This window comes from Nocardia sp. NPDC055002, assembly GCF_053608825.1.
This window is the reverse complement of sequence record NZ_JBSGWE010000001.1, coordinates 745,155-771,854: the sequence shown is the minus strand read 5'-3', so window position 1 is coordinate 771,854 and position 26,700 is coordinate 745,155. Positions and strand designations below refer to the sequence as shown.

The 26,700-nt window shown below is 69.4% G+C and carries 25 protein-coding genes; 7 read left to right on the top strand and 18 right to left on the bottom strand.

Annotated elements, in window-relative coordinates; translation table 11 throughout:
- Positions 1-4 precede the first annotated feature (4 nt).
- The 7 genes from ACWF99_RS03710 to ACWF99_RS03680 form a co-directional block, all read right to left on the bottom strand.
- Complete coding sequence (locus ACWF99_RS03710; protein WP_452534489.1) at positions 5-1,381, bottom strand: hypothetical protein; 1,377 nt, start codon at positions 1,379-1,381, stop codon at positions 5-7.
- A 10-nt stretch (positions 1,382-1,391) separates the two neighbouring features.
- Positions 1,392-2,207 (bottom strand): ABC transporter permease, encoded by an 816-nt coding sequence (locus ACWF99_RS03705; RefSeq protein ID WP_378631293.1) that lies wholly within the window; start codon positions 2,205-2,207, stop codon positions 1,392-1,394.
- A 29-nt stretch (positions 2,208-2,236) separates the two neighbouring features.
- Positions 2,237-3,190, bottom strand: a complete 954-nt coding sequence (locus ACWF99_RS03700; RefSeq protein ID WP_378631295.1) for an ATP-binding cassette domain-containing protein — start codon at positions 3,188-3,190, stop codon at positions 2,237-2,239.
- Positions 3,187-4,443, bottom strand: coding sequence for a glycosyltransferase (locus tag ACWF99_RS03695; protein WP_378631296.1), 1,257 nt, complete (start codon positions 4,441-4,443; stop codon positions 3,187-3,189). The genes ACWF99_RS03700 and ACWF99_RS03695 overlap by 4 nt, the downstream gene beginning before the upstream one ends.
- Positions 4,444-4,445: 2 nt before the next feature.
- Complete coding sequence (locus ACWF99_RS03690; protein ID WP_378631298.1) at positions 4,446-5,864, bottom strand: condensation domain-containing protein; 1,419 nt, start codon at positions 5,862-5,864, stop codon at positions 4,446-4,448.
- Between the two features lie 255 nt (positions 5,865-6,119).
- On the bottom strand, positions 6,120-7,058 hold the full coding sequence (locus tag ACWF99_RS03685; RefSeq protein ID WP_452534486.1) for a hypothetical protein: 939 nt from the start codon (positions 7,056-7,058) through the stop codon (positions 6,120-6,122).
- 53 nt (positions 7,059-7,111) lie between these two features.
- Entirely contained in the window at positions 7,112-7,786 is a 675-nt protein-coding gene (locus ACWF99_RS03680; RefSeq protein ID WP_452534485.1) for a TVP38/TMEM64 family protein, read from the bottom strand.
- A 173-nt stretch (positions 7,787-7,959) separates the two neighbouring features.
- Here ACWF99_RS03680 and ACWF99_RS03675 point away from each other — a divergent pair, with 173 nt between their 5' ends.
- From ACWF99_RS03675 to ACWF99_RS03660, 4 genes are all read left to right on the top strand, one after another.
- Positions 7,960-9,831, top strand: coding sequence for a methylmalonyl-CoA mutase family protein (locus tag ACWF99_RS03675; protein ID WP_378659808.1), 1,872 nt, complete (start codon positions 7,960-7,962; stop codon positions 9,829-9,831).
- The gene (gene scpA, locus ACWF99_RS03670) at positions 9,831-12,095 is read left to right on the top strand and encodes a methylmalonyl-CoA mutase (protein WP_378659805.1); all 2,265 of its coding nucleotides are present in this window, start codon (positions 9,831-9,833) and stop codon (positions 12,093-12,095) included. Before ACWF99_RS03675 ends, scpA begins: the two co-directional genes overlap by 1 nt.
- A 70-nt stretch (positions 12,096-12,165) precedes the next feature.
- Positions 12,166-13,263, top strand: coding sequence for a methylmalonyl Co-A mutase-associated GTPase MeaB (gene meaB / locus ACWF99_RS03665; protein ID WP_452534483.1), 1,098 nt, complete (start codon positions 12,166-12,168; stop codon positions 13,261-13,263).
- 199 nt (positions 13,264-13,462) lie between these two features.
- A complete protein-coding gene (locus tag ACWF99_RS03660; RefSeq protein ID WP_452534481.1) occupies positions 13,463-13,786 on the top strand; it encodes a hypothetical protein in 324 nt (107 codons plus the stop codon).
- Between the two features lie 13 nt (positions 13,787-13,799).
- Here the strand turns inward: ACWF99_RS03660 and ACWF99_RS03655 are convergent, their stop codons facing one another.
- Positions 13,800-14,927 (bottom strand): magnesium and cobalt transport protein CorA, encoded by a 1,128-nt coding sequence (locus ACWF99_RS03655; protein ID WP_452534479.1) that lies wholly within the window; start codon positions 14,925-14,927, stop codon positions 13,800-13,802.
- 109 nt (positions 14,928-15,036) lie between these two features.
- Here ACWF99_RS03655 and ACWF99_RS03650 point away from each other — a divergent pair, with 109 nt between their 5' ends.
- On the top strand, positions 15,037-15,402 hold the full coding sequence (locus ACWF99_RS03650) for an ArsR/SmtB family transcription factor (RefSeq protein ID WP_378631311.1): 366 nt from the start codon (positions 15,037-15,039) through the stop codon (positions 15,400-15,402).
- Positions 15,399-15,872 (top strand): SRPBCC domain-containing protein, encoded by a 474-nt coding sequence (locus ACWF99_RS03645; protein WP_378631312.1) that lies wholly within the window; start codon positions 15,399-15,401, stop codon positions 15,870-15,872. Before ACWF99_RS03650 ends, ACWF99_RS03645 begins: the two co-directional genes overlap by 4 nt.
- Positions 15,873-15,881: 9 nt before the next feature.
- On the opposite strand, the gene ACWF99_RS03640 is transcribed toward ACWF99_RS03645, so the two are convergent.
- From ACWF99_RS03640 to ACWF99_RS03610, 7 genes are all read right to left on the bottom strand, one after another.
- Positions 15,882-17,423 carry a molybdopterin-dependent oxidoreductase gene (locus ACWF99_RS03640; RefSeq protein ID WP_452534476.1) on the bottom strand — a complete coding sequence of 514 codons (1,542 nt, stop codon included), beginning with the start codon at positions 17,421-17,423 and terminating at the stop codon, positions 15,882-15,884.
- A 47-nt stretch (positions 17,424-17,470) separates the two neighbouring features.
- Complete coding sequence (locus tag ACWF99_RS03635) at positions 17,471-18,202, bottom strand: anti-sigma factor (protein ID WP_452534474.1); 732 nt, start codon at positions 18,200-18,202, stop codon at positions 17,471-17,473.
- Entirely contained in the window at positions 18,199-18,846 is a 648-nt protein-coding gene (gene sigK, locus ACWF99_RS03630; RefSeq protein ID WP_452534472.1) for an ECF RNA polymerase sigma factor SigK, read from the bottom strand. Before sigK ends, ACWF99_RS03635 begins: the two co-directional genes overlap by 4 nt.
- A 113-nt stretch (positions 18,847-18,959) precedes the next feature.
- On the bottom strand, positions 18,960-19,607 hold the full coding sequence (locus tag ACWF99_RS03625) for a fasciclin domain-containing protein (RefSeq protein WP_452534471.1): 648 nt from the start codon (positions 19,605-19,607) through the stop codon (positions 18,960-18,962).
- A gap of 120 nt (positions 19,608-19,727) precedes the next feature.
- Entirely contained in the window at positions 19,728-20,633 is a 906-nt protein-coding gene (locus ACWF99_RS03620) for an alpha/beta fold hydrolase (RefSeq protein WP_378659788.1), read from the bottom strand.
- 61 nt (positions 20,634-20,694) lie between these two features.
- The gene (locus tag ACWF99_RS03615) at positions 20,695-22,005 is read right to left on the bottom strand and encodes a cryptochrome/photolyase family protein (protein ID WP_452534468.1); all 1,311 of its coding nucleotides are present in this window, start codon (positions 22,003-22,005) and stop codon (positions 20,695-20,697) included.
- Positions 22,002-22,595 carry a lipocalin family protein gene (locus ACWF99_RS03610; protein WP_452534466.1) on the bottom strand — a complete coding sequence of 198 codons (594 nt, stop codon included), beginning with the start codon at positions 22,593-22,595 and terminating at the stop codon, positions 22,002-22,004. The genes ACWF99_RS03615 and ACWF99_RS03610 overlap by 4 nt, the downstream gene beginning before the upstream one ends.
- 172 nt (positions 22,596-22,767) lie before the next feature.
- On the opposite strand from ACWF99_RS03610, the gene ACWF99_RS03605 reads away from it, so the two are divergent.
- The gene (locus tag ACWF99_RS03605) at positions 22,768-23,604 is read left to right on the top strand and encodes a MerR family transcriptional regulator (protein ID WP_378631325.1); all 837 of its coding nucleotides are present in this window, start codon (positions 22,768-22,770) and stop codon (positions 23,602-23,604) included.
- A gap of 15 nt (positions 23,605-23,619) precedes the next feature.
- Here the strand turns inward: ACWF99_RS03605 and ACWF99_RS03600 are convergent, their stop codons facing one another.
- From ACWF99_RS03600 to ACWF99_RS03590, 3 genes are read right to left on the bottom strand one after another with little or no spacing between them, the layout of a single operon-like run.
- On the bottom strand, positions 23,620-23,763 hold the full coding sequence (locus ACWF99_RS03600) for a hypothetical protein (protein ID WP_452534464.1): 144 nt from the start codon (positions 23,761-23,763) through the stop codon (positions 23,620-23,622).
- 21 nt (positions 23,764-23,784) lie between these two features.
- A complete protein-coding gene (locus ACWF99_RS03595) occupies positions 23,785-25,137 on the bottom strand; it encodes a TIGR01777 family oxidoreductase (protein WP_452534462.1) in 1,353 nt (450 codons plus the stop codon).
- A 13-nt stretch (positions 25,138-25,150) separates the two neighbouring features.
- Complete coding sequence (locus ACWF99_RS03590) at positions 25,151-26,659, bottom strand: multicopper oxidase family protein (RefSeq protein WP_452534460.1); 1,509 nt, start codon at positions 26,657-26,659, stop codon at positions 25,151-25,153.
- Between the last annotated feature and the right edge of the window lie 41 nt (positions 26,660-26,700).

Here is a 26,700-nt window from a genome sequence, read left to right as displayed (position 1 = left end):
CCCGTCACCAGAACCGCGGCGTCAGGCCCCAGTCCGCGAACTCGGCGGCCAGTAGCTCGCGCAGCGCCGCGCGGGTGGGGAAACGATCAGGGTCGCCGCCGGTCACCACGAGTGTCACGGTGTCGTCATCGCAGGAGAACGCGAGATTGACACCGACCTCTACCTGGCGGAACAACTCCACGGGGCCGGGATTGACCACCGGGCGCATGATGACATCGCGTGCGCGGTGCGATCCGAGGACCGCGATGTTCTGCGCGGTGCGGCCCATGTTGGTGCACAGGCATTCCGGCGCCTTGGCGGTGCGCGCGAACTTGTGCAGCACCACCTTGGGCAACAGCATCTGCACCGGTTGCAGGTGTTGGATGGGTGGGATCGTCGCCGGATCGCGATAGGCCAGGCCCGCCGCCTTGAGCGCGGCGCGCACCGCGGGCAGATCGGCGCGTTCGCCCGCCCGGTAGCCGACGCTGATCGGCAGCCCGGTGGTGGCGTTGGCGCGGGGGTCGTCGGCCTCGCGCATCGAATGCGGAATGTCGACGCGCACCTCGGCGCCGTCGGCGACGCGGCCACTGCGACCGAGCAGCCCGACCGCGACACCGATCAGCAGGCCGTTGGTGGTGCCGCCGTGCGCGGCGGCCACAGCGTCCCATTCGGCGAGATCGAGCTGGACGATGGCCTCGGCCGCCTGCCAGGTGTCGGCATGGGGCAGCCGTGGCGCCGCCGGGCGCGGATTGCGGGCCGGTTCGCTGACACCGCGGGCGCGGCGTGCCGCACGGACCCCACGGGCGACGGCACGGAGTTGGCTGCGCGCGTCGGCGAGATCGGCGGCCAAGCGGCCCGCGCCCGCCACCGGACCGACGAGCCTGCCCGCGCTGGTGCGGCGGTCGGGTGTCTCGCCGCGGTTGAGCCGGTCCAGAGAATCGACGATCGCGTGCATCATGGCGCCGCCGTCGCACGCCACATGCGAGGCGACCAAGGTGACCACGGTGCCACCGGACGCGAGCGGCGCGCCCGCGAGCTGCCACACGAGCCCGCGCTCGGGGTCGAACTCGACGGCGGCCTGCTCGAGGAACCAGTCGAGGACCCGCTCCTCGGGAATCGGGGTGTCCGACCAGCGCAGCGGCAGCGATTCGGTGGCGGGCTCCCAGTGCGCACGCGCGATCGGGAAGCGCGTGGTGCGGACCCGGCGCGCGATGAACCCGGTCGCCAGGTGCGCGTGCCAGTCGGCGAGCAGGTCCCGGCTCAACGCGGTGTCGAAGCGGTACGCCAGCTGGTTGACCAGGGCGTTCGGATAGAGGCTGTGCAGTTTGAAGAACAGGTCGTCGTCGGCGGTGATCCGGTTGAGGTCGGTGGACACCGCGACAGCGGGGGCGATGACAGTCATCGAAAGACTCCTAGCGGGAACGGAGAGTGCGCACGGTCAGCGGCGCGAAAACGGCGACCACGACCACCGAGGCGACCAGCGACCACCAGGCATCGGCGCCGACGGTGCCCTCCGCGGCGAGGGTGCGCACGGCGGAGACCAGGTAGGACACCGGATTCAGGTCCGAGACGTGCCGCATCCAGGTCGGCATGGATTCCTCGGGGACCAGGGCATTGGAGGCGAAGCCGAGAAAGGTGAGCACCAGCATGGACATGCCCTGCACGGCGGCGGGGCGGGCGATGGTGGCGCCGATGAACGCGAACAACCAGCTGATGGCGGTGGTGGCGAACACGACCAGCACCGCGCCCGCCAGGAATCCGGCGGTGTGCGCGGGTTGGTAGCCCATGCAGAAGCCGACGATCACCACGGTGGTCGCGGCGATCAGGTAGCGCACGGCCCCTGCCAGCAATGCCCCGGCAACCGGGGCGGACCGGGCGATCGGCATGGCGACGAAACGGTCGAAGACACCGGAGTGGATGTCCTCGGACAACTGCACACCGGTGGCGACCGAGGAGGTGAGCACGATCTGGACCAGCACGCCCGGGATCATGATCGGCAGGTACGCCGCCATGCTGCCGGCGATGGCGGTGCCGAAGATGCTGCCGAACAGCACCGGACCGACGATCGGCAGCAGAATGGCGTCGTAGAGCAGTTGCGGGCTGTGCCGGAAGGTGAGCAGTCCGCGCCAGGCCATCATCAGCGAATGACGCAGGGCGGCAAGCGGACCGACTCGGGTCACGCGCGGCGCGCGCACCACCTGGAGCGGTTTCTCGACCGTGTGGGTCATGGTGGTCCTCGAACTTTCGCGAAGGGTGCTCATGCCGCGTCCACGGTGCGCGCGTGCCCGGTCAGCGACAGGAACACCTCGTTGAGATCGGGCCGGTCCACCGCGAATCCACGCAGGGTGATGCCCTCGGCGCGGCAGGCGGCGACGATATCGGCGCCGCGCGTGACATCGTGCAGTGCCACGGTCAACGTCCCCGTGGACGACCCTTCCGGGACGTCGCCGGTGATCTCCTGGATCAGCGCCTCGGCCCGGCGCAGGTCGGCGGTGTCGGGGATGTCCAGTCGCAGCACCTGCTCACCGATCGAGGACTTGAGTTCGGCGGGAGTGCCGTCGGCGACGAGCGAGCCACGGTCGATGACCGCGATCCGGTCGGCGAGTGCGTCGGCCTCCTCCAGGTACTGGGTGGTGAGCAGCACGGTGGCTCCGCGGGCGACCAGTCCGCGCACGATGCCCCACATGCGGTCGCGGGTGTGCGGGTCGAGGCCGGTGGTCGGCTCGTCGAGGAAGATCAGCGGGGGCACCGTGATCAGCGTCGCGGCCAGATCGAGTCGACGTCGCATGCCGCCGGAGAACGCGCTGACGCTGCGGCGCGCGACGGCCGAGAGCTCGAATTCCTCGAGAAGTTCCTCGGCCCGGCCGGCGGCAGCGCGCCGCGACAGGCCGAGCAGCCGTCCGAACAATCGCAAATTCTCACCGGCGGTGAGGGTTTCGTCGACGGAGGCGTACTGGCCGGTGAGCCCGATCATCGAGCGCACCGCGGTCGCCTCGCGCACCACGTCGTAGCCGAATACCTCGGCGCTGCCCCGGTCGGGTCGCAGCAATGTGGCGAGCATGCGGACGGTGGTGGTCTTGCCGGCGCCGTTGGGGCCGAGCATCGCGAACACCGATCCGGCCGCGATGCTGAGGTCGACGCCGCCGACGGCGGTGAAGTCGCCGTAGGACTTACCGAGGCCACTGGTGCGGACGGCGATATCGGTGCTCACTGCGGCCTCCCGGCGTGGATGGACAAACTACTCGGGAATGTCAGGGGGACAAGGGATTCCACCTCGTCGGCAGCGCGTGCGACTCCGGTGCCCGCGAACCGGCTCGCGTACGCGGCCGCTCGCGAGACCACGTTCGGGTCCGCGACGCGGTCGAGCAGGGCGGTGAGCTCGGCCTCGGTGAGCTCGGCGGCGCGCACGGTGCCCGCCATCTCGAGCCGTTCCAGTGCCCGGCCCCAATACGGCTGATCGGCTTGGACCGCGCAGATCACCTGCGGGACACCGGCTCTCAGCGCGGCCGCGGTGGTGCCCGCGCCGCCGTGGTGCACGGCGGCGATACAGCGCGGGAACACCGACGCGTGATCGACCTGCTCGACGATCGCCATCTCGGGCGACAGCACAGGTGCGATGCCCGCCCACCCCGCGGCCAGCAGCAGCCTGCGACCACGACGGGCGCAGACCGCGCGCAACATCGCCACCAGCGCGGCCGGGTCGTCGACCGCCATCGAGCCGAAGCCGACATAGATCGGCGCCGAACCGGCGTCGAGCCACGCGGTCAGCGCGGGATCGGCCGCGGCGCTGAGGAATCCGACGGCATCGACGGCGAAGCCGGTCACCGGGTGCCGATCCGGCAGCTCGGCGGCCAGCCCGGGAAACAGGTCGACGTCATAGGCCTGGATCGACACCCGATCGGGCAGTTGATGTTCGACGATCCCGAACTCCGAGAGCGGCTGCTCCAGCGCGGCGTCGCGTGCCCAGCGCAGCGCCGACCAGATCCGCCGGTTGAGCGCCTTCGGAATCCGGGCGCCCCACGCGGTGGGGACCACCGGGACCGACCGATTCGGATGGATCGGAAAGAAGTGCACCGCGGCCAGCGGCAACCCGACGCGCCGCGCGGCCTTCTCGGCCGCCTCCTCGCCCGCCATCCCGGTCACGAGCACATCGTGACCGGGGGCGAGAACGAGCAGATCGCGCACCGCCTCGACGACGCCGCGCCGTTGCAGATCCAGCACCGCGCGCACCCGCTGTCGCGGATTCGGGCTGCGAAAGCGGTGATCGTCGTGCTGGGTGCGCAGCAGTTCGGCGCTGTCGCGGCCGAAACCCACGGCGGCGACGCCGTGGGCGGTGGCGAAGTCGACGAGATTGGGCGACAGTGCGAGCGTCACCGAGTGCCCGCGAGCCAGTAGCTCGCGGGCGAGGAGGATGCCGGGCTGGGCGTCGCCCCGGCTCCCGGTGAAGGCCAGCAGTGCACGCATTCTCAGCCCGCGCTCAGCGCTGCCGCGGCATCGGTGACCGGTGCGGGTGCGGGCGCCACCATGGTCACCGCGTACATGGCCCTGGCGAACTCGGTGAGGAAGCGTTCCATGACCTCGCCGGGCAGGCCCGCGGGGTGACGGGTGGAGACATAGAGCCCGTCGGGGCCGCGCACGACCCAGAAGTACACCTCGTCGGTGGAGTACGACACCGCCCGCAGGGTGCGTCCGCGCAGGTCGGCGACCAATTCGTAGTCCGGAAGCATGCGGATGTCGAGGAAGGACGCACCGTAGGTCGGACCTTCCACGGCGCCGACCATCGCCAGGGAACGGCCCCAGGACGCGTCGTTGCAGAGGTGGGCGCGCTTGAGCGAGGCGCGGGTGGCCTCCAGCGCGACGGTCATGTCCGCGCCCGGCGGCAGCGTCACGTCGACCGGGACGACATTGACGAACCAGCCCATCGACTCGAGCCAGGTGAGGTCGGGCCTGGTCGCGATCGGCATCACGGTGCGGAACCGGTCGTCACCGAAGGTTTCCCGGGAGGCCATCGCCAGGGCGGCGAACACGGTCACCGACAGCCGGTGCTTGAGCCGATCGAGCGCCGCCTCGACTTCCTCGAGCTGTTCGATGCTGAGCAGGGTGCGCGAGACGCTGGGCTGGGCGTGTTCACCGTCGAGGACGGCGACCTGATCCGCGGCGAAGCGGGGCATGGGCGAGCCCGGCGCGCCGAGGAACTCGCGCCACACCGCGACGGCGGGGGAGTCGGGATCGAGTTCCTCGGCGGCGGCGCGCTCGATGACGGCGTAGTCGGCCGGGCTGCCGAAGGTGGCCGAGTCGCGGATCTCGCCGCCGGTGGTGACCGCGGTGTAGAGGGTGCGCAGCTCGAGGATGAGCACGGCCTGGGAGTAGGCGTCGAGCACCGAGTGGTCGGCGCCGACCAGGACGGTGAAGTCGTCGGTGTCGTGGGCCACCGTGGCCACCAGCAGGTGCGGCCACATCAGTGCGGAAAGACGCAGTTCCAGTGCATCGCAGAGGTATTCGTTGATCTCGTCGCCGTCGGAGAGATCGGCGACCGGGGCGCCGGTGACACGAACGGTGCCGGGGGCGGTGGTCACACGGTGGTAGCCGCCGTCTCCGGTGGGGGCGACGGTGGTGCGGAAGCCCTCGTGGCGGTCGTGCCACAGCCGCAGCGTGGTCGCCCAGGCGTCGGCGTCGAGTGGGGCGTCCATCTCGAAGATCGTGCCGATCCAGCGGCCGCGGCCGGGACGGGCGTCTTCGGGGTCGAGGAACCCGAGGTACTGCTCGTGGACGCTGGCGAGGGGACGCTCGTCGTCGCGCCAGGCGTCGGCGGAAATGAGTTCGGGGGTCCAGATCACCAGGTCACCGGAGCGGATCCGGAATTCGGAGAGATGGGTGTATTCCATGGCGGGTCACCTCATGGGGAGTGCAAGCCGAGAACGGCGCGACGGGGATTCGGTGATCGCGGGCGCGTCACCGGATGTTGCTCTGGATCCCGCACCGGATGTAGCTGGCGAACCCTGGGCTATCCCGAGTCTATAACTCTGAGAGTTTTCTGAAATATTACTTCTTCACAACTGGGCAGTGTGAAGAAGCTCACTTTCAAATTTGTTGCGAATCACAACCTAGACCAGGTGCCCCTGGAGTAATGGGGTTTTAGTTCAGATCACCGAGCTGAACTCGGTCAGGACCGTGCCGTGCCGGATGAGCCCCGACAGCCCTGGCAGTTCGACCTGCGGCGACCACGTGCGGAAGCCGTCGTAACTGTCGCTGAAGTAGTACCGGCCCTCGGTGTAGGCGTCCAGGTAGATGCGGTGCCCGCCGTCGGGAAGCCGGACGATCGACTGTCCCTCCCGTGGCCCGCCCCACCCGGCCCAGTCGCCGGTGGCGACGAAGCTGTACGGCCCGAGCGGCCGGTCGGCGACGGCGAGCTCGATCAGCTTGGAGTCCTCGTTCTTCACGAACGCGAACAGGCGTCCGTCCAGGCGGACCAAGGTGGTGTCGATATGGCCGAGTGAGCCGGGCCCGGCGGGCCCGAGCCCGAGCATCGGCACCGGCGGCGCCCAGACGGTGAGCCCGGCATCGAGCGGGATGAGCAGATGCGGGGTGAAGCCGTGCCCCCAGGTCAGCGACACGATGATGCCGACCCGCCCCGCCGCGTCGGCGTACCACTCCGGCGCCCACGCGCCTTCGAGCCTGCCCGCCACCAGCATCGGCACAGCGGCGAGGAACGTCCAGGTGATCCGGTCGCGGCTGCGCGCCAAGCCGATCGCGGTGGCGTCACCGGCGATCGTGTATGTGAGGTAGTAGTGCCCGTCGGTGTGCAGCAGCACGCTCGGGTCGCGGACCAGGCCGGCCGGCGGTGTGTACGCGTGCTCACTGACCGGGGTGAAATCGGTGCCGTCCGCGGACTCGTAGACCGCGAGGGTGGTATCGCTGTCGGCACGAAAGGCCGTCATCGTGTACCGGACCGGAGTGCGGTGGGGGTCGATGCCCACCCCCGGGCCGAGCGAGGACTGCGCGCGGGCCGTGCCCGCTGCCAGTAGTGGGAGTCCCGCCAGAAGTGCGAGTGCCGATCTGCGTCCCACTGTGATCGCCATGACCTGGGATTATCCGCGCGGATCGCGACGGCTCGGGGTAGGCGCGCCGTCGGTCAGGAGGTGGCGGCCTCCGGCTCCGGGGCTGCCGCGTCGACCGGTAGCCGCAGGTCCACGATCAGCCCGATCAGCCCGACCGACAGGCAGATGGCCGACACGGTGATCGCGATCGGGTGGCTGTCGCCTGCCAGGGAACCGGCCAGTACCACCGTCGAGATCGTGCCGGGGGCCGAACCGGCCACTGTCGCAGCGAGATACGGGGCAAGGCGGACCGACGACAGGCCGCAGCAGTAGTTGAGGATCGAGAAGGGGACGACGGGGATCAGTCGCAGCGCGGCCACCGCGAGCCGGCCGCGGCGGGCCAGCCGGTCGTCGACCGCCCGCACCGCCGGGTGTGTGAGGTGTTCGGCGACCCGGTCGCGGCCTAGCCTGCGTACCCCGAGCAGCGCCACGGTCGCGCTCACCGCCGTGGCGGCCATGGCGATGACCGAACCGAGGATCGGACCGAACAGAACACCGCTGGTCACGGTGAGTACGGTGCGCGGAACGGGCGCGACGGCGACCACCGCGTAGAAGAGGAAGAACAGCAACGGCAACAGCGGCCCGGCGTCGCCTGCCCAGTCCCTGATCTGCTGCGGGCCCGGCAACGGAACCAGCATCGCCACCACGAACAGCGCGGCGAGCCCGGCCAGAGCGATGAGCAGGCGCGGGGAGCGGATCAGTCGAGACACCCGGGTAAGCGTACCGGCCGGTAGGGGATGGCCCGGGTGGCCGGACACCCTGTCACAGATAGCATCATGAGGGAACCGGATACATCCTGGTTCGCTGTGGGCCCGTTTGTGGGATTTCACGGACCGGCAGCACACCGGGGTGCGGTCGTCGAATGGAAGAGAGAACAGCAGCTATGCCGATTGGTTCAGAGTCCGGGGCGGGGCTCGCACCGGATCCGGTGCCCGAGTACGCCGCGTGGCGCAAGGGCGTGGCGGGTGTGCTGGCGAAAGCGCGACGGGTCGAGGCTTCCGAGCTCCCCGCCGAACCGGAACATCTGCTCGACGAGACCACCTATGACGGGCTCACGATCGCCCCGCTCTACACCCGCCGCGACGAGCTGCCCGAGCAGCCGCTGCCCGGCGCCTTCCCCTACGTGCGCGGTGGCGACGCCGCGCGTGACCCGCAGCGCGGCTGGTTCGTCGGCGCGTTCGCCGGTGAGAACGACGCCGAGGCCACCAACCGGGCGATCCTGACCGGTCTGGAGAACGGCGTGAGCGCGATCGCGCTCGGAGTGGGCACCTACGGCGTCGCCGTCGACGACATCCCCCTTGCCCTGCGTGGGCTGCTGTTCGAGCTGGCCCCGCTGACGCTGGTGGCCGGTGCGGCGACCGGCACGGCCGCCGAGCGGGTGTTCGACGTCCTCGACGGCTACTCGATCGCCGATCGCACGCAGATCCGGGTCGGCCTCGGCGCCGCCCCGCTGACGAGCGCCTTCACCGGTGCCGAAGACCTCGACGACGCCGAGACCGTGGCGCTGGCCGTGCGCGCGATCGCCCGGCCCGAGACGGTCCGCGCCATCACGGTGGACGGCATCGCCTTCCACAACGCCGGTGCCGCCGACGCACAGGAAGTGGGCGCCGCCGTCGCAGCCGGTCTGGCCTATCTGCGCCTGCTCACCGGTGCCGGAGTCGACATCGCCGACGCGTTCGGCCAGCTCGAGTTCCGCTTCGCGGCGACCGACGACCAATTCGCCACGATCGTGAAATTCCGGGCGGCCCGGCGCCTGTGGGCCCGAGTGGCCCAGGTCTCCGGTGCGCCTGCCTTCGGCGCCGCCCCGCAGCACGCGATCACCTCGGCCGCCATGATGACCCAGCGCGACCCCTGGGTGAACCTGTTGCGCACCACGCTCGCCGCGTTCGGCGCCGGCGTCGGCGGTGCCGATTCGGTGACCGTACTGCCCTTCGACGCGGCCCTGCCGGCCGGCGAACTCGGCGTGTCCACGACGTTCTCCCAGCGCCTGGCTCGCAACACCCAGCTGCTGCTGCTCGAGGAATCCCGTCTCGGGCACGTGCAGGACCCGGCCGCCGGTTCCTGGTACGTCGACAAGCTGACCGACGAACTCGCCGCCAAGGCATGGGAGTTCATGCAGGAGCTCGAGTCGGCGGGCGGCTACCTCGCCGCGCTCGACACCGGTGTGCTCGCGGCCCGGATCGCCGAGACCGCCGCCGCGCGCGCGGCCGACGTCGCCCACCGCCGGACCGCGGTCACCGGCGTCAACGAGTTCCCCAACCTCGCCGAGACCCCACTGTCGGAGCAGGCCCGTGAACCGGGTCCGAACGCGCGTTACGGCGCTGCCTTCGAAGCGCTGCGCAACCGCTCCGATGCCTACCTGGCCGCCAACGGCGCCCGCCCGAAGGCACTGATCGTGCCGCTCGGCCCGGTGGCCGAACACAACGCGCGCACCATCTTCACCGCGAACGTGCTGGCGTCCGGCGGTATCGAATCGGTCAACCCCGGCCCGCTCACGATCGACGCCATCGCCGCCGCCGCCACGGAATCCGGTGCGCGTATCGCGGTGCTGTGCGGTGCCGACAAGCGCTACGGCGAACAGGCGGGGGCCGCCACCGATGCCCTTCGCGCCGCCGGGATCGAGACCGTGCTGCTGGCCGGCGCGGAGAAGTCGGTCGAGCAATACAGCGGGACGCAGCGTCCCGACGGGTACCTGGCCCTGCGCATCGACGCGGTCGCGGTCCTGTCGCAGCTGCTGGAGAAGGTGGGAGCCTGATGACCACGTCCGATATCGAGCACGTCATCGGCAGCTTCGCCGAGGTGCCGCTCACCGACCACGCGCCCGCGTCGGCCGACGTCGACGCCGAGCAGGTCCGCGCCTTCGTGGCCGACGCGGCGACGGCGAACCACACCACGCCCGAGCAGCTGGTCTGGTCGACCCCGGAGGGCATCGACGTTCCGCCGGTGTTCACCAAGGCCGATCGGGATGCTGTTGTCGCGCAGGGTTATCCGCTCGACACCGTGCCCGGCGTCGCGCCGTTCCTGCGTGGCCCGTACCCGACCATGTACGTGAATCAGCCGTGGACCATCCGCCAGTACGCGGGCTTCTCCACCGCCGCCGATTCCAACGCCTTCTACCGCCGCAACCTGCAGGCGGGCCAGAAGGGACTCTCGGTCGCCTTCGACCTCGCCACCCACCGCGGCTACGACTCCGACCACCCCCGCGTCCAAGGTGACGTCGGCATGGCCGGCGTCGCGATCGACTCGATCCTGGACATGCGCCAGCTCTTCGACCAGATCCCCCTGGACCAGGTGTCGGTGTCGATGACCATGAACGGCGCGGTGCTGCCGATCCTGGCGCTCTACGTCGTCGCCGCCGAAGAGCAGGGCGTGACCCCCGAGCAGCTGGCCGGAACCATTCAGAACGACATTCTGAAAGAGTTCATGGTCCGCAACACCTACATCTATCCGCCCAAGCCCTCGATGCGGATCATCTCCGACATCTTCGCCTTCACCAGCGCGAAGATGCCGAAGTTCAACTCGATCTCCATCTCCGGCTACCACATTCAAGAGGCAGGTGCGACCGCCGATCTGGAGCTGGCCTACACCCTCGCCGACGGTGTGGAATACATCCGCGCCGGCATCGCCGCGGGCATGGATGTCGACAAGTTCGCACCGCGTCTGTCGTTCTTCTGGGCCATCGGCATGAACTTCTTCATGGAGGTCGCCAAGCTGCGTGCGGGGCGTCTGCTGTGGAGTGAGCTGGTGTCGAAGTTCGAACCCAAGAGCGCGAAATCGCTGTCGCTGCGGACCCACTCGCAGACCTCGGGCTGGTCGCTGACCGCGCAGGACGCCTACAACAATGTGGCGCGCACCTGCATCGAGGCGATGGCCGCGACCCAGGGTCACACCCAGTCGCTGCACACCAACGCGCTCGACGAAGCCCTGGCCCTGCCGACGGACTTCTCCGCCCGTATCGCGCGTAACACCCAGCTGCTCATCCAGCAGGAGTCCAACACCACCCGCCCGATCGACCCGTGGGGTGGCTCGTACTACGTCGAGTGGCTCACCCACCAGCTCGCCGAGCGGGCGCGCGCCCACATCGCCGAGGTCGAGGCGCACGGCGGTATGGCACAGGCGATTTCGGAGGGTATTCCGAAGCTGCGCATCGAAGAGGCCGCCGCGCGGACCCAGGCGCGCATCGACACCGGCCAGCAGCCGGTGATCGGCGTCAACAAGTACCAGGTCGAAGAGGACCACGCCGTCGAAGTTCTCAAGGTCGAGAACTCGCGGGTGCGGGCCGAGCAGATCGAGAAGCTGGAACGGCTTCGCGCCGACCGTGATTCGGTCGCGGTGGAGCAGGCGCTGGCCGAATTGACCCGTGCGGCAGCGTCGTCCGAAGGCGGCATGGAGAACAACCTTCTCGCGCTCGCCATCGACGCCGCGCGCGCCAAGGCCACCGTCGGTGAGATCTCCGACGCGCTGGAGAAGGTCTACGGCCGCCATCAGGCCGAAATCCGTACCCTGTCCGGTGTGTACCGTGACGAAGCAGGCAAGGCCACCAACATCGGCGCCGCCATCGCGCTGGTCGAGGAATTCGGCGAGGCCGAGGGGCGCCGTCCCCGCATCTTGGTCGCCAAGATGGGCCAGGACGGACACGACCGCGGCCAGAAGGTGATCGCGACCGCGTTCGCCGACCTCGGCATGGACGTCGACGTGGGCCCGCTGTTCCAGACGCCCGAAGAGGTGGCGCGCCAGGCGGCCGACAACGACGTGCACATCGTCGGTGTGTCCTCGCTGGCCGCTGGTCACCTCACGCTGGTGCCCGCCCTACGGCAGGCACTGGCCGATGTCGGTCGTCCCGACATCATGGTCATCGTGGGCGGTGTGATCCCGCCCGGCGATTTCGACGAGCTCTACGAGGCCGGTGCGGCAGCGATCTTCCCGCCCGGCACCGTCATCGCCGATGCGGCCATCGACCTGCTGAAGAAGCTGGGCGCGGCTCTCGGACACGAGATCGGTGGCGGCGCACAGGCATGAGCGGTCAGCGCCCGGAGGCGGTAGCCGGCGTAACCACGGAGGGCGCCCCAGCATGCCGCAGTGGAACAGTATGAGCGACGCCGCACAGGTAGCCGGGGGTGCCGACGCGCACCCTCGGCTCGGGACCACCGCGGGCGTCGGCTCGCCACGCAACGAGGGGCGCACCGCCGTGGGTGTTCGCCGGACGATCGATGTCGACGCGCTCGCCGAGCAGGTCACAGCGGGGCAGCGTTCGGCGCTGGCCCGCGCGATCACGCTGGTCGAATCCACCCGCTCCGATCACCGGGAACTCGCGCAGCAGCTACTGCTGCGGGTGGCGGCGGAACCGGGCAGCGTCGTCTCGAACCGGGTCGGCATCACCGGTGTTCCGGGCGTCGGCAAGTCCACGTTCATCGACGCGCTCGGGATGTACTTGCTGGCCAAGGGACATCGGGTCGCGGTTCTCGCGGTCGACCCGTCCTCGACCCGCACCGGTGGCTCGATCCTCGGTGACAAGACGCGGATGGCGCGGTTGTCGCTGGAGGCGGACGCGTTCATCCGGCCGTCCCCGACGGCGGGCACCCTCGGCGGCGTGGCCAAGGCGACCCGGGAGACGATCGTGCTCCTGGAGGCCGCCGGGTACGACGTGATCCTCGTGGAGACCGTCGGCGTCGGCCAGTCCGAGGTGACCGTCGCCAACATGGTCGACGTGTTCTGCTTCCTCACCCTGGCCCGCACCGGAGACCAGTTGCAGGGCATCAAGAAGGGCGTGCTGGAACTCGCCGAGCTGGTGGCGGTCAACAAGGCCGACGGTAAGCACGAGATCGAAGCCAAGGCCGCCGCGCGCGAACTGGCGGGCGCCCTGCGCCTGATCCACCCGCACGACGCCCTGTGGAAACCGCCGGTGCTCACCATGAGCGGTCTGGAAGGCGTTGGCCTCGACAAGTTCTGGGGCACCGTCCTCGACCACCGCCGGGTCCTCACCGAGGCGGGCGAATTCGCCGAGAAGCGTCGCCGCCAGCAGGTCGACTGGACCTGGACCATGGTCCACGACCAGATCCTGCGCCGCCTTGCCGATAACCCGAACGTGAAAGATGTTCGCGCGCAGGTGGAATCGGCTGTCCGCGCCGGAACACTCACCCCCGCCCTGGCCGCCGAACAGATCCTCACGGCCTTCGACCGGAGTTGAGACACCCGCACGGTGCCCACTGGTAGCTGCTGACGGCGTCATCGAGTCGTGTCCGGGGTGATCGCCCGGGACTTTCGGCTTTCACGTCGGGGTTTGTGGATGATATTCCCATTCCGGCTGCTTTGCCAGCTGTTGTCTGTGCCGATTTTCGAGGATCCTCGGAAGTGGACGTCGAGAGCTGACGGCCGAGGAGGTAGTGATGACGATCTTCCGCACGAATCGGACCATGAGCAGTGACAGGACGCCCGAGCGGGCGATTCTCGGGGGCGACGGTCGTTGGCGGCTCACCTGGCTGCCAGAACTCGGACTGACGTCCGATCAGGCGATATCAGGACTGAGGCTGGACGAAATCCTCAGTGACCCTGCCCTGGTCTATGACCGGATGGCGCTGGCAGAGGCCACCACCTGTGCCGACCGCATCGGCATCATCCTCGAGCTCGCGATGGTGCGACTCTGGAAGCGGATGAGCACCGCCATCGCGCTCTGCGGGCTCGTGGCGACCCGATGGGGTCGACCTGTCTGACCCGGCCGGACTTTCACAACCAGCGGATACGTCGGAAGGCGACGATCAGGGTGGCGCAGATGGTGGCCATGACGATCAGGGTGGCGGGGTAACCCCAGGTCTGCCGGAGTTCGGGCATGTGATCGAAATTCATGCCGTAGATGCCGGCGATCATGGTGGGGACCGCCAGGATGGCGATGTAGGCGGAGATCTTGCGCATGTCCGTGTTCTGCTGGACGGCGATCTTGGCCACCGCGGCGCCCACGAGCGTGGTGAGGGTTTCGTCCAGGTCGTTGATGCGCTCGGCGACGCCGCTGTGATGATCAGCGACGTCGCGCAGGTAGCGGCGCACCTCCTTGGGCAGGGGAGTGCGCGGCGCGGTGAGGGTCTGCAGCGGGCCCGCGAGCGGGCGAACGGCCCGGCGTAGCTCGACGATCTCGCGTTTGAGCTGGTAGATGGCCTCGATCGGGATCTTGCTCCGCGGGCTGAAGAGCTCTTCCTCCATCGACTCGACGTCGAACTCCGTCGCCTGGGTGACGTCGATGTAGGTGTCGACGACGTGGTCGGCGATCGCGTGCAGCACGACGCCGGGGCCGAGCGCCAGGCGATCGGGTTCGGCTTCGAGCCGGTGCCGCACGGCGGTGAGTTCGTTGTGTTCGCCGTGGCGGACCGCGACCACGAAATCGGCGCCGAGGAAGACCATGATCTCGCCGGTCTGCACGATCTCACTGACGGTGTGCATATCGTGCTCGACGTAGGCGACGGTCCGCATCACGGTGACCATGGTGTCGTCGTAGCGTTCGAACTTCGGCCGCTGTCTGCCGGTGACGGCGTCCTCGACGGCGAGTTCGTGCAGACCGAACGTCGCGGCGATCTCGCCCATCTGGTGCAGGTCCGGTTCGAACAGCCCGATCCACACGAAACCCGTACCACGCCTGCGGATTTCGGTCAGCGCTGTGTCGGGGGTGAAGCGGCCGGGCAGACGCTTGCCGTCGACATAGGCGGCGCAGTCGATGATGGCGCGCGCGGTCGGCACCGAGGGTGTGTGGACGACTTCCACTCGCCGTCGGCTGCGCGACAGGAACGGGGAATTCGCTACCCGGGCTCCGATACCGCGCCGGGTCGCGGTGGGAGCGGGTGTGACGCGAGGGCCGTCGACCATCGTTCACCTCGCTCTCTTCGATCGTGCCGCAGCATCCCACGGCGGCCGACGCGGACGCAACCGAAGCGGGGGGTTGCGCAGACCGGCCCATCCGTGAATACTTAGGTATGTGCCTAAGTATTCGAGCGGCGAACCGGACAGAGGACTCGACAGCGTCTTTCGGGCATTGGCCGATCCGACTCGTCGCGCGATCGTCGAACGGCTGGCGCGCGGGCCCGCGTCGGTATCGGATCTCGCCGCACCGTTCGAAGTCGCGCTCCCGACGATCGTGCAGCACTTGAAAGCGCTCGAAGCCGGTCGGCTCGTCAGTTCGGCGAAGATCGGCCGTGTGCGCACCTACCAACTGGTGCCGGACGCCTTCGCAACGGCGATCGACTGGCTGCACGACCAACGTCCACCGGCGCAACGTCAGGTGGACCGGCTCACGGCACTACTCGTGGAATCGACCAGAAACCCAGAGGGAGAACAACAATGACCGACACGGTGACCCGCTCCATCAACCACGCCCAGTTCACCATCGAACGCGAGGTGCCCGTCGCGCCCGCCGTCGTCTTCCAGGCCTTCGCAGACCCCGCCGTCAAGGCGAAGTGGTTCGGCGGCGAGGAAGGCTGGGAGCAGGGCGAGTCCTCGATCGACTTCCAGGTCGGCGGCCGCGAGATCAACGAAGGCACCTTCCAGCAGAAGATGACCTCCCGCTTCGTCGCCACCTACACCGACATCATCGACAACGAACGCCTCGTCTACACCTACGACATGTGGCTCAACGGCTCCCACATCTCCACCTCGGTGGCCACCTGGGAATTCGAACCCACCACCACCGGAACCAAGCTCACCCTCGTCGAATTCGGCGCCCACCTGGACGGTTTCGACACCGGTGACCAGCGCGAGGAAGGCACCCTCGGCCTCGTCGACGCGCTGGTGACCTATCTCGCCGGCCAGGCCTGAGCGAATCGCTCAGCGCACCATGACGACGCGCGAGTGCCTGCCCGTCGCGCCGTCGGGGAACGGGGTCGCCCTGGCGTCGGTCTGCACCGATCCGGTGGCGTCGACCGCGCGCACCCGAAGGGAATGCGTGCCGGGCGAGGCATCCCACGTCCAGGTCCACTGGCGCCAGGTATCGAGGGAGTAGGCGGCGGCGAGTGTGGTCGGTTGCCACGGTCCGTCGTCGACCTGGACTTCCACGGCGTCGATCCCGCGGCCCTGGGCCCACGCCACGCCTGCCACGATCACCGGTCCGGCGTCCAGGTGCGCGAACGCCGCCGGGACGTCGATCCGGGATGCGGTTTTGATCGGTGCCCGAGTTGCCCAGCCGCGTTGCGTCCAGTAGGCCTGTGCTCGGTCGAATCTGGTGAGTTCCAGATCGACAACCCACTTGGTGGCCGAGACGTAGCCGTAGAGGCCGGGCACGATCATCCGCGCCGGGTAGCCGTGAGCGACGGGCAGCGGCTCGCCGTTCATCGCGACGGCGAGCAGAGCGTCGGGGTTGCCCAGCACCGCGGCCGATGGCGTGCTCGCGGTGAATCCGTCGACGCTGCGCGACAGGATCATGTCGGCATCGGGGGAGGGCCCCGCCTCGGCCAGGAGATCGGTCAGGCGGTATCCGGTCCACAGTGCGGTTCCGGCGAGATCCCCGCCGACTTCGTTCGAGACACAGGTGAGCGTGATGAGTGACTCGACCGCACGCCGGGCGCTCAATTCGTCGAAGTCGAGACGGATCTCGCGCTCCACCATCCCGTGGATGCGCAATCGCCACTGCGCGCGAGTCAGCGACGGAAGCTGAAGCGCGGTGTCGACGCGATAGAAATCCGGTGCGGGAGTGATGAATCGGGTGAGGCCGGGCACGACTCGGTCCATCTCGGGGGTGACCGGTGGCACCGGCGCGGCGACCCGAGGGAGCACGAAAGCCGCCCGGTCGGCGGCGATATCGCGCAGACGGCTGCCGATGACCCGGCCCGCCGCCCCGGCCGCCACTGCGCCGGCCGCCACCGCGGTCAGAGCGAGCAGGAACCCGCGCCGCGTCGGCCCGGCTTGCCGGTCGGCCTCGGCGGGCACGAGGAACAGCGCGCACAGCGCGGCCATGCCCACCAACGATCCGACCACTGCCGGAACGACGAACAGCGGTGTGGCCGTTGGGCGGAGCAGCGCCAAGCCGCCCACGGCGATGCCGAGAGCGCCGAGCAGCCCGGCCGCCCATGCCGGGCTGCGGCGGGCCACCAAACCGATCATCGCGGCAGCCACGGCCATGACGGCGGCCATAGTGACCGCCAGTGCGAGTTTGTCGTTGGTGCCGAACCAGCGGATCGCGCTGTCCTTCAACCACTTCGGCGTGTGATCGACAACGGTGGCACCGAGGACGAAGAAGGGGGAGGACACCGGATCGATGAACACGGCGACGAAGTGTCCGACCCCGAGGACCAGCGCGGCGGCGGCCGCGGCCGCGGCTGCCGCAGCGAGTCGGCCCGGATGGCGATGGGTGAAGCTGAAACGGCGGACCATGCTGTCACTCCTGGGGTTCGAGTGTCGGCACGGCCCGCCGCAGCAGGTCAGCCGACTGTCATGCTGACGATCGGGGAGGTGGTCGGCCCGGTCGAACCACCGGCGGGTTCGACCGTCACCGCGAGCGTGTCGGCGACGTCGACCGTGGTCACGACCGAGGCCGGACCGTCCATCACCGCCACCGATGTCGGGGTGCCCGCGCGGATCAGCCACAGCTGGTACGCGCGATCGGCAGGCAGCGCGGGCATGTCCTGGAACGACACCGCGGCCGCGCCCAGCGACTTCGACTCGTACACCGTCATCGCGCCGCCACCGGTGACGGCCACCGAGGACTCCCGGCTGTCGGGCTGGTCGAGCACCTGCTGCGCGGTGACCGCACCCGTACCGTCGTTCGCGCGTTCGATCACCACCCCGATACCTACACCGGCGCCGACCGCCACGATCGCCGCGGCGGCGACGGTCAACCATCGAAGGTGCCATCTCCTGCCGGGCGCGCCGCGCCGTAGGAGCGGAGACGCCTGGGTGTCGTATCGGTCCAGTGCTCGCATCAGTGCGGATTCGAGGCGTGCCGGTGGCGGGACCGAGTCGAACACGGTCAGGTCCGCCATCGTCTCCTGGATGCGGCGGACGGCGGCCTGGAACTCGGCCACCCGGTCGGGGCCTGCGGCGTCGAGCCACTCCTCGAGCGCCTGTCGCTGGGGTGGATCCAGTGCGTCGATGGCGTAGGGGTAGGCCTCGTCCAGCCACGACCAAGGGGTCCGCCGATCGATCTCGCTCATCGGGTATTCCCTCCGGTCAAACAGTTCTCGAGCCTTTTCAGGCCGTCTTTGATGCGGCTCTTCACCGTCGGCAACGGCACCGCCAAGGTCTCGGAGACCTCGAGATAGGTGCGCCCGCCGTAGTACGCCAGCGCCACCGCTTGGCGCTGGAGTTCGGTCATGGTCTGCAGACAGTCCAGCACCGACTGCTCGTCGAGTCGCTGGGTGACCTCCTCGGCCACGACGTCGTGGTCGCGGCCGAGATGGGCGTGGCCGAACACGATGTCGCGGCGGGTGGCCGACTGCTCGGCCCGTACCCGGTCGACCGCGCGCCGATGGGTCAGCATCATCAGCCAGCCGATCGGGCTGGCCTTGGTCGCGTCGTACTGTCCCGCCAGCGACCAGACCTGAAGGAACACCTCCTGAGTGATGTCCTCGGCGGCGCCGTGGTTGCGCACCACGCGGAGCGCGAGACCGAACACCCGCGGGCTGGTGGCGCGGTAGAACTCGGCGAACGCTGCCCGATCGCGTGCCGCGACGTCGTCGAGCAGGTCGACCAGCCGCTCCTGGACGGCATGGTCGCGGCGGTCGCCCGTCGGGCAGGCCGGAGCGGGCTCGGTGACCGATCGCAGGTTGATCGGTGCGGAGCCGCGCCGGGCCGTCATCGGATGGTCCCTGCTTGCATCAGCATGAGAGGGATTTCGGCCTGCCTTCGGGTTCGGATGGGCGCCGCCGAGAAATTTCCGCGGCGACGCCGGAAAAAGCGCCGTCGCCGTCATCACGCCGCGGGCGGCATGAGCACGCTGTCGATCATGTACACGGTGGCGTTCGCGGTGCGCACGCCACCGCAGATCACGTTCGCGGCGCCGACCTTCAACGTGTCACCGGAGCCGCTGACCGTCACGTCGGCGCCCTGGACTGTCTTGTGCGTGCCCGCGATGCTCTGCGGAGAGATCTGGCCCGGCACCACGTGATAGGTGAGAATCGAGGTGAGCGTAGCCGAGTCGGTCTTCAACGAGTCGATCGTGGCCGGATCGATCTTCGCGAACGCCGCGTCGACGGGCGCGAAGACGGTGAACTGGCCACCGTTGAGGGTGTCGACCAGATTGACGTCGGGATTGAGTTTGCCCGAGACCGCCGAGGTCAACGTGGTGAGCATCGGGTTGTTGGACGCGGCGACGGCGACCGGCTCCTGGGCCATCCCGCTGACCGAGCCGGGTCCACTGGGCACCTGGGCGGCGTATTCCGCGCAGCCGGGCCCGACGAGGTCGGCGGCGGCGGACGCGCCGGTGGTCATCGGCGCCGTGGTCATCGGCGCGGAGGAGGTCGCGGCGGTGGTGCTCGAGTCGTCGTCGGAACAGGCCGAGAGGCCGAGTGCCGAGCCGAGGAGCAACGCCGCAACGAGGGTTTTCGGCAAGGATCGCATGGTGTTTCCGTCACTTCCGTCGAGGCGGCGAGGTGCCGCGTAGATGTTGGATGCAACGGAGTTCGGCTGGCTCGGTGGTTCGGATTGCCGACTATGGCCGTCGATATTCTCGACACGGTGCTAGCGCCCGGGCGTCGAACCGGACGACCCGTCCTCGGGTACCGGTTTCGCGTGGAGGACCAGCATGGCGGCGAGCAGTCGATCCCACGTGACGTCGGGAAGTTCGTGGCCGATGCCGGTCAGCGCGAGCAGATCGGCGCCGGGGATCTCGCGAGCCATGGCCTCGCCGTTGCCGTAGGGAAAGAACGGGTCATCGGTGCCGTGCGCGACCAGGGTCGGCACGGCGATCTCGCCCAGACGTTCCCGCCACCGGTCGCCGGCCTCGACGTATGCCAGGTTGAGCACGCTGGAGGCCATGTCGGTGGTGCGGTCGACCATGTGGGTCGCGTGCCGGCGCGCCCGCAGTTCGTCGAATCCGTGTGTGCCCGCGCGTACCCGGGCCTGTTCCACGCCGTAATCGATCACCGCCGCCCGGTCGGACCAGTCAGGGTGGGGTCTGTCGGTGAAGAACGCCATGATCCGGTCCGAGTGCTCGGGCAGATCAGGGTCCGCCGGGCCGGGGGCGGTCGGACGGGTGTTGATCAGAGTCAGGGCGGACACCCGATCGGGGTGGTCGAGGGCAGCGAGCTGACAGATCCATCCGGCCACCGAGAAACCCACCAGGTGGGCTCGCGGAAGTTCGAAGACATCCATCAGCCCGACGAGATCCGCGACCAGATCCCGGAGGCTGTAGCCGGGAGCGCCCGGCGCGGAGGCGGTCGACCGGCCGGTATCGCGAATGTCGTAGCGCAGCACGAACCGGCCCGCGCCGGCGAGCCGGTCGCAGAACCGGTCCTCCCAGAACAGTCTCGACGTGCTCGGCAGTAGCACCGGCGGATGGCGCCGGTCCCCGAAGGTGCTCACACACAGGTCGACGTCACCGACGGCGACCCTGCGCTCGGGCGATCCCTGACCATGAAGCGGCATGGCGACTCCTCTGCGGCTGCGTCTGTGGAGAAGACGACCTCCGCAGCCGGAATTCATCGGTCTAGCTGCCCACGCAGTCGATGATCGGTGCGGGATAGTCCGCCGGCTCGACGGCCGCGCGCCACGGTCGGTGAATGCTCGCGCCGGGCAGGTGCGCCAGTTCGGGCAGCCACCGCCGCACATAGACGCCGTCGGGGTCGTAGCGCTCGGCCTGGCGCAGCGGATTGAGGACCCGGTTGGGCCGGGTGTCGGTGCCGGTGCCCGCGACCCACTGCCAGTTGAGCTGATTGTTGGCGAGGTCGGCGTCGACGAGCCAGCGCAGGAAGTGGGCCGCGCCGACCCGCCAGTCCTGGCGCAGCGACTTGGCGAGAAAGCTCGCCGCGATCAGCCGAGCTCGCCCCGGCATCCAGCCTTCCGCACGGAGCTGCCGCATGCCCGCGTCGACGATCGGGTACCCGGTGCGCCCGTCTCGCCAGGCCGCGACGGCCTGTTCGTCGTCGGGGCCCGCGGTCACCCGCGTGCGGTAGTCCGACCAGGCGGCATCGGGACGGGCGGCGAGCACCTGATGATGGAAATCGCGCCAGGCCAGCTGGCGGACGAAGGCGAGTCCGCCGTCGGTCGCCGTATCGACCCGGCGCACCACCTCGGTGGGGGACACGCACCCGAAGTGGAGGTACGGCGAGAGCCGGGAGGTCGCGTCGGCGGCGAGATCGTCGTTGTCGCGGGCATAGTCGGTGATCGGGCCGTCGAGCCAGTCGTGCAGCAGCGCACGTCCGGTGGATTCCCCACCGACCCGCAATTGTGGCGACGGTCGCCCGGAACCGAGATCCGCCGGCTGAGGCAGCGCCGCACTCCGGATCGGTGGCACCGACAGCGACCGGGGCGCGGGCAGCGGAGTGCGGCGGTGGGCTGCGCTCCAGCGCCGGAAATAGGGGGTGAAGACGGCGAAGTGATCGCGTCCGGTCGACGGGACGAGTTCGGCGGAGGTGGCTGTGACGGAACCGGAATGGCAGTGCACGACGGTGTCAGGGTTGCGGCGCAACGCCTGCTCGCGCTGCCTGCTGTAGCGGCTGACATCCTCGGCCAGGTGCACGCTCGTGGCGCCGGTCTCCTCGATCACCTGGTCGAGGACATCGGCCACCGCGCCGCGGCGCACGACGAGCGTGCCGCCGAGCGCGCGCAGCTCCTTGTCGAGTTCGGCGAGTGCGGCGGCGAGGAAGTGCGCGCGATTGGGCGGGCAGCGATCGGGCACCAGTACCTCGTCGACGACGAACAGTGGTACCACCCGGTCGGCCTCGCGAGCCGCAGCGGTGAGCACCGGATTGTCGTGAACGCGCAGGTCACGGGTGAACAGGGCGATAGCGACGCTCATCGTGCGCAGAGGGGCAGCACACCCTCGCGGCCGCCGGTCGTGGGTGAGGTGAGGTAGACGCACGGGTCCTGGCCCGCGATTCTGATCGCCTGGTCGATCCGCTGCCAGGTGCTCTCGTCCAGGGCCGGGGTGCGGGAGAGGACGAAACCCGACAATCTGCTCGGCGAGGTGACCAGGGCCCACGAGTAGTCCGGGCCGAGTGCGGTCACCAGGTAGTTGGTCGGTCCCTCGCGCCCGTCCTGGCCGGCGACACCTGGAAAGCTCACGTGCAGTTGCGCGTTCGTGACCGGGTCGTTCACCGTCGCGGTGCCGCGGATCTCGTCGACGCCGCCACTCCAGGTGTGGCAGCGATTGTGGACGGCGATGTCGCCGCGCGCGTCGAGGCTGTAGTTCGCGGAGGTGTCGCGCGCGCAATTGAGGTTGAACACCTGCGGTACTGCCGCGAGCTGGTGCCAATCGCCGAGATAGCGGTCGAGGTCCAGACTCGGCACCGGCGCGGGTGGCGCGGCGGCCGCGGAGCCGGAGCCTGCCACGGTGAGGCCGGCGGCGATCAGCAAGGCGGTGGTCCACGGGCCGAATCGGGTGCGCACAGGAAACTCCTCGCGTAGTCGGTGTTCTTCCATGCTAACAGCAATTGATGCACTATTGATGCATGATGCGGACGGTTCAGCGGGTTGCCGGCTCGACGGGCGCGACCGGGCGCCGACGCGCGGAGGCCGGGCCGTGACGCGCCCGTCGAGGCGTTCCGGGCAGAATGAGGCGATGCCCGCCGGTTCTGCTCCTGTCTCCGCCGCGGCCGGTTTCACGGTTCGCGCGGTGGCCGACCGCCTCGGCATCCCGACCGCGACCCTGCGGAGCTGGAATCGCCGCTACGGCATCGGTCCCGCCCAGGACCGGCCCGGCCGCCATCGGCTCTACACCGACACCGATATCGCCGTGCTCGAGCACATGCTCGAGCTGATCGGCGGGGGCGCGAGTCCCGCCGGGGCCGCGGCGGCGGCCCGTGGGCCAGCGCCGGCCCTCGGTGACCGTGCCGGCCTGCTCGACGCGGCGTTCGCGCTGGACACCACCACCGTCTGCGCCCATCTGGACGCCCATGTGCGGGCTCATGGCGTCGTGCAGACCTGGGAGGCCCTGTGCCGCCCCGCGTTCACCGATATCGTCGCGCGCCAGGGCGGCGGTGAGGGATGCATCGACGTCGAACACCTGCTGTCATGGTCCATCGCGGCGGTCATGCAGCAGGTGAAACCGGCGCGGAGCAGCGCGCCCGTGCTGCTCGCGTGCACGAGCGGCGAAACGCATTCGCTGCCCCTCGACGTGCTGCGTGCCGCCTTGGCGCAGGCCGGGGTAGGTGCGCGCATGCTGGGCGCCGACGTGCCGACGGTCGCGTTGTCCGATGCGCTCGCCCGGCATTCGAACGAGGCCTCGGTGCTGCTGTGGTCGCAACGTGAGTCGACCGCGTTGACCTCGGCGGTGCTGGCCTGCGCGGGGTCCGGTGCCCGGGTGCTCGTCGGCGGGCCGGGCTGGGACGCCGCGCTGTTGCCCGACACGGTCGAGCGGATCGGTAGCCTGGCGGCCGCGGTCGACGCGTTGCGCTGAATGCGTTCGGGTACATCATGTTTCCGCCTCGGTGTCGATCAACCGCGTTCCCGGCTGGGCGCCACCGCGCGATCTGACCTGGCCGCCATCGAACGATGCGCAGGCGATGCGATACAGGAAATAGTCGAATCCCACGTCGGCGAACCCGCTGATACGCATCGTCCGCTCGCGCGGACCGTGTCAGCCCGCCGTCCGCCCCAGCAGGTGCCGCAGCGTCTGCTCCAGATCCTCGCTCCGGAAGACGTGCCCGGCCTTCGTCAGCTGGGTCGGCGTCACCCGCTGACTGGCCTCGGCGAGTTCGCGCGCGCCCTGCTTGCCCAGCAGTACCGCCGGGCCGAAGCTCGGGACCGGCAGCAGCGCCGGGCGATGCAGCACTCGCGCCAGCACGCGGGTGTACTCGCTGTTGCGAACCGGCTGTGGCGCAACGGCATTGACCGGACCAGCCAGCGTGTCGTCCCAGAGGGCGTGATGGTAGACATCGACGAGATCGTCGATGCCGATCCATGACAACCACTGCCGGCCGTCCCCGATCCGCCCGCCGAGACCGGCGCTGAACAACGGCCGCAGCAACCGCAGGGTGCCCCCACGCGGAGACTGCACGATGCCGGTACGCACCCGCACCACCCGCACTCCGCCCACCGCGGCGGGCTCGCACGCGTCCTCCCACTGTTCGACCACATCGGCCAGGAATCCGTCACCGCGCTCGGACTTCTCGGTCAGCGCCTGCTCGCCACGGTCATAGCCGTAATAACCGATGGCGGAGGCGCTGACGAAGGTTTCGACGCCCGAGGCCGCGGCCAGCTCGGCGAGCCGCCGGGTCGGCTCGATGCGGCTGTCGGCCACCGCACGCCGGTGCGCGGCGGTGAATCGACCCGCGATCGACGCCCCGGCCAGATGCACCACGGCATCGATGTCGGCGAGCAGGTCGGCGGCGGGCGCGTCGGGGTCCCACTGTCGTTCGTCGGGCTGCTGTGCGGGATGGCGGACCAACCGCACCACGCGGTGGCCGCCGGTGCTGAGGAAGGCGCTCAGCGCGGAGCCGACCAGCCCCGACGCGCCGGTCATCGCGATCGTCGTCGGCCCCAGGCCGGCCTGCGCCGCACGGCGGTGGCTCGCCAGATCGTCGGTGAGCTGGCGATAGCGGTAATCGAACATCGGCCGCAACACCGACTCCGGAATCGGCGTCCGCACCCGATCGATGACACGGGTGTGCGTGGCGTCGACCTCGGCGAACTCGTGGACGTGCTGCCACGGCAACAGCCGGGAGACCGGCAGCGAGGCCGGTCCGCCCGCCGCGACGGCGTCGGCGAACCGCTCGGGCGGCCGGTACTGCTCGGGGTCGTGTTGAGCGATCCAGCGCAGCCCGCCGGGCAGGCCGAGCACCGCTCGCCCGGTGGCCAGCGAATCGGCTTCGGAGATCAGGGTGACCGGCTGCCACGGCGGCGCCAATCGCGTGAACGCACCGCGACGGGCGAACCAGGCGAAAACGTCGGCCCTGGGTGTTGCAACGATGTCAGAACACTCGATGCCCATCCCTCGACTGTAGTCACGATCCGCCGTGATCCATGGCTCCCATGTCCGTGTCCATGTCCATGCGCGCGGGTGCGGCTTGCTGCCCGGGGGCCAGCACCAGGAACTGGCCCATCATGCCCTGGTCTTCGTGGTGGAGCAGGTGGCAGTGGTACATGTAGGGATAGGTGGGGTCGGTGTGGTCGGCGAAATGCATGGCCAGGGTGTAGGTGGCGCCCGGTGCGGTGTAGACGGTGTCCTTCCAGCCGGAAAGGGCTGGAGGAGGCGGTGTTCCGTCGACGGCGACGATCTGGAATTGGACGTCGTGGACGTGGAAGTTGTGGGGCCAGTTGTCCTTGTTGCGGACCGTCCAGACTTCGGTGGTGTCGACGGGGATGGTCATGTCGATGCGGTTCATGTCCATGCGGCGGTTGTTGATCATGAACCATTGGAGGTCGAACGAACGGCTCGGTGGGGTGGTCGCGGCGGCGAGGGCGGGCATCGGGATCAGCGTCGTCGGTAGTGCCGCGGAGGGTCGCACGGTGGCGGCGGCACGCAGTGTCAGGATGTCGAAGGTGTCGTCGAAACCGAACTCGCCCGCGCGGTCGATACCCGCGCGCTCGGTGATCGGCAGCGACCGTAACGTGACGTTCTCGTCCGGACCGAGGGCGACCACCAGCTCGACCCGCTCGCCGGGGCTGAGCTGAATCCGGGTCAGCGCAACGGGTTGCGAGAGCAGACCGCCGTCGGTGGCGATGAGCTGGAACGCCCTGCCGTCGCCGAAGGCGAGCTGGTAGAGCCGGCCCGACGAGCCGTTGAGGATCCGCAACCGCACCCGGTCGGTGGTGACGGGCAGGTGGGCGTTCGCGATGCCGTTGGTGACGATCGTGTCGCCGAGCAGGCCGACATCGGTGGCGTCGGATTCGTCGAGGGCACCGTCGGCGGTGAACCGGCGATCCTGGATCACCAGCGGAATGTCGTCGACGCCATAGTCTTTCGGCAGATCCAAGGCGTCCGACGCGTCGTCGTCGATCAGGAACAAGCCCGAAAGGCCGCGGTGGACATGCTTTTCGGTCGCGCCGTGCGGATGTGGGTGGTACCAGAGCGTCGCGGCCTGCTGCTGCACGGTCCACTGCGGCGCCCACTGCGCACCCGGCCCGATCATCTGATGGGGGCCACCGTCGAACTTCGCGGGCAGGTGCATGCCGTGCCAGTGCACCGAGGTGGGTTCGGGCAGGTCGTTGGTGATAGTGAAGGCGACCTTCTCGCCGCGTCGAGCCCGCACGGTGGGGCCGAGGACCGAACCGCTGTACCCCCATGTCGGGGTCTGCTTGCCCCGGATCATCTCGGTCGTGCCCGGCTGGGCTCGCAGCGTGAATCGGCGGATGCCGTCCGCGCCGACGGTGGACGCGGCCAGCGGTGGGATCGGTAGCGGCCGGGTCGACCCGGCTGCCGAACCAGGTGCCGAGGGTCGGATCGAGCACCCGGCCGCGTAAGCCACCGGTGCGAGGGCGAGCCCGGTGAGAAATCCTCGTCGCGAGACCACGTGTGCTCCTTCTGTGCGGGAACCTCCAGCTTCGTTCGGCG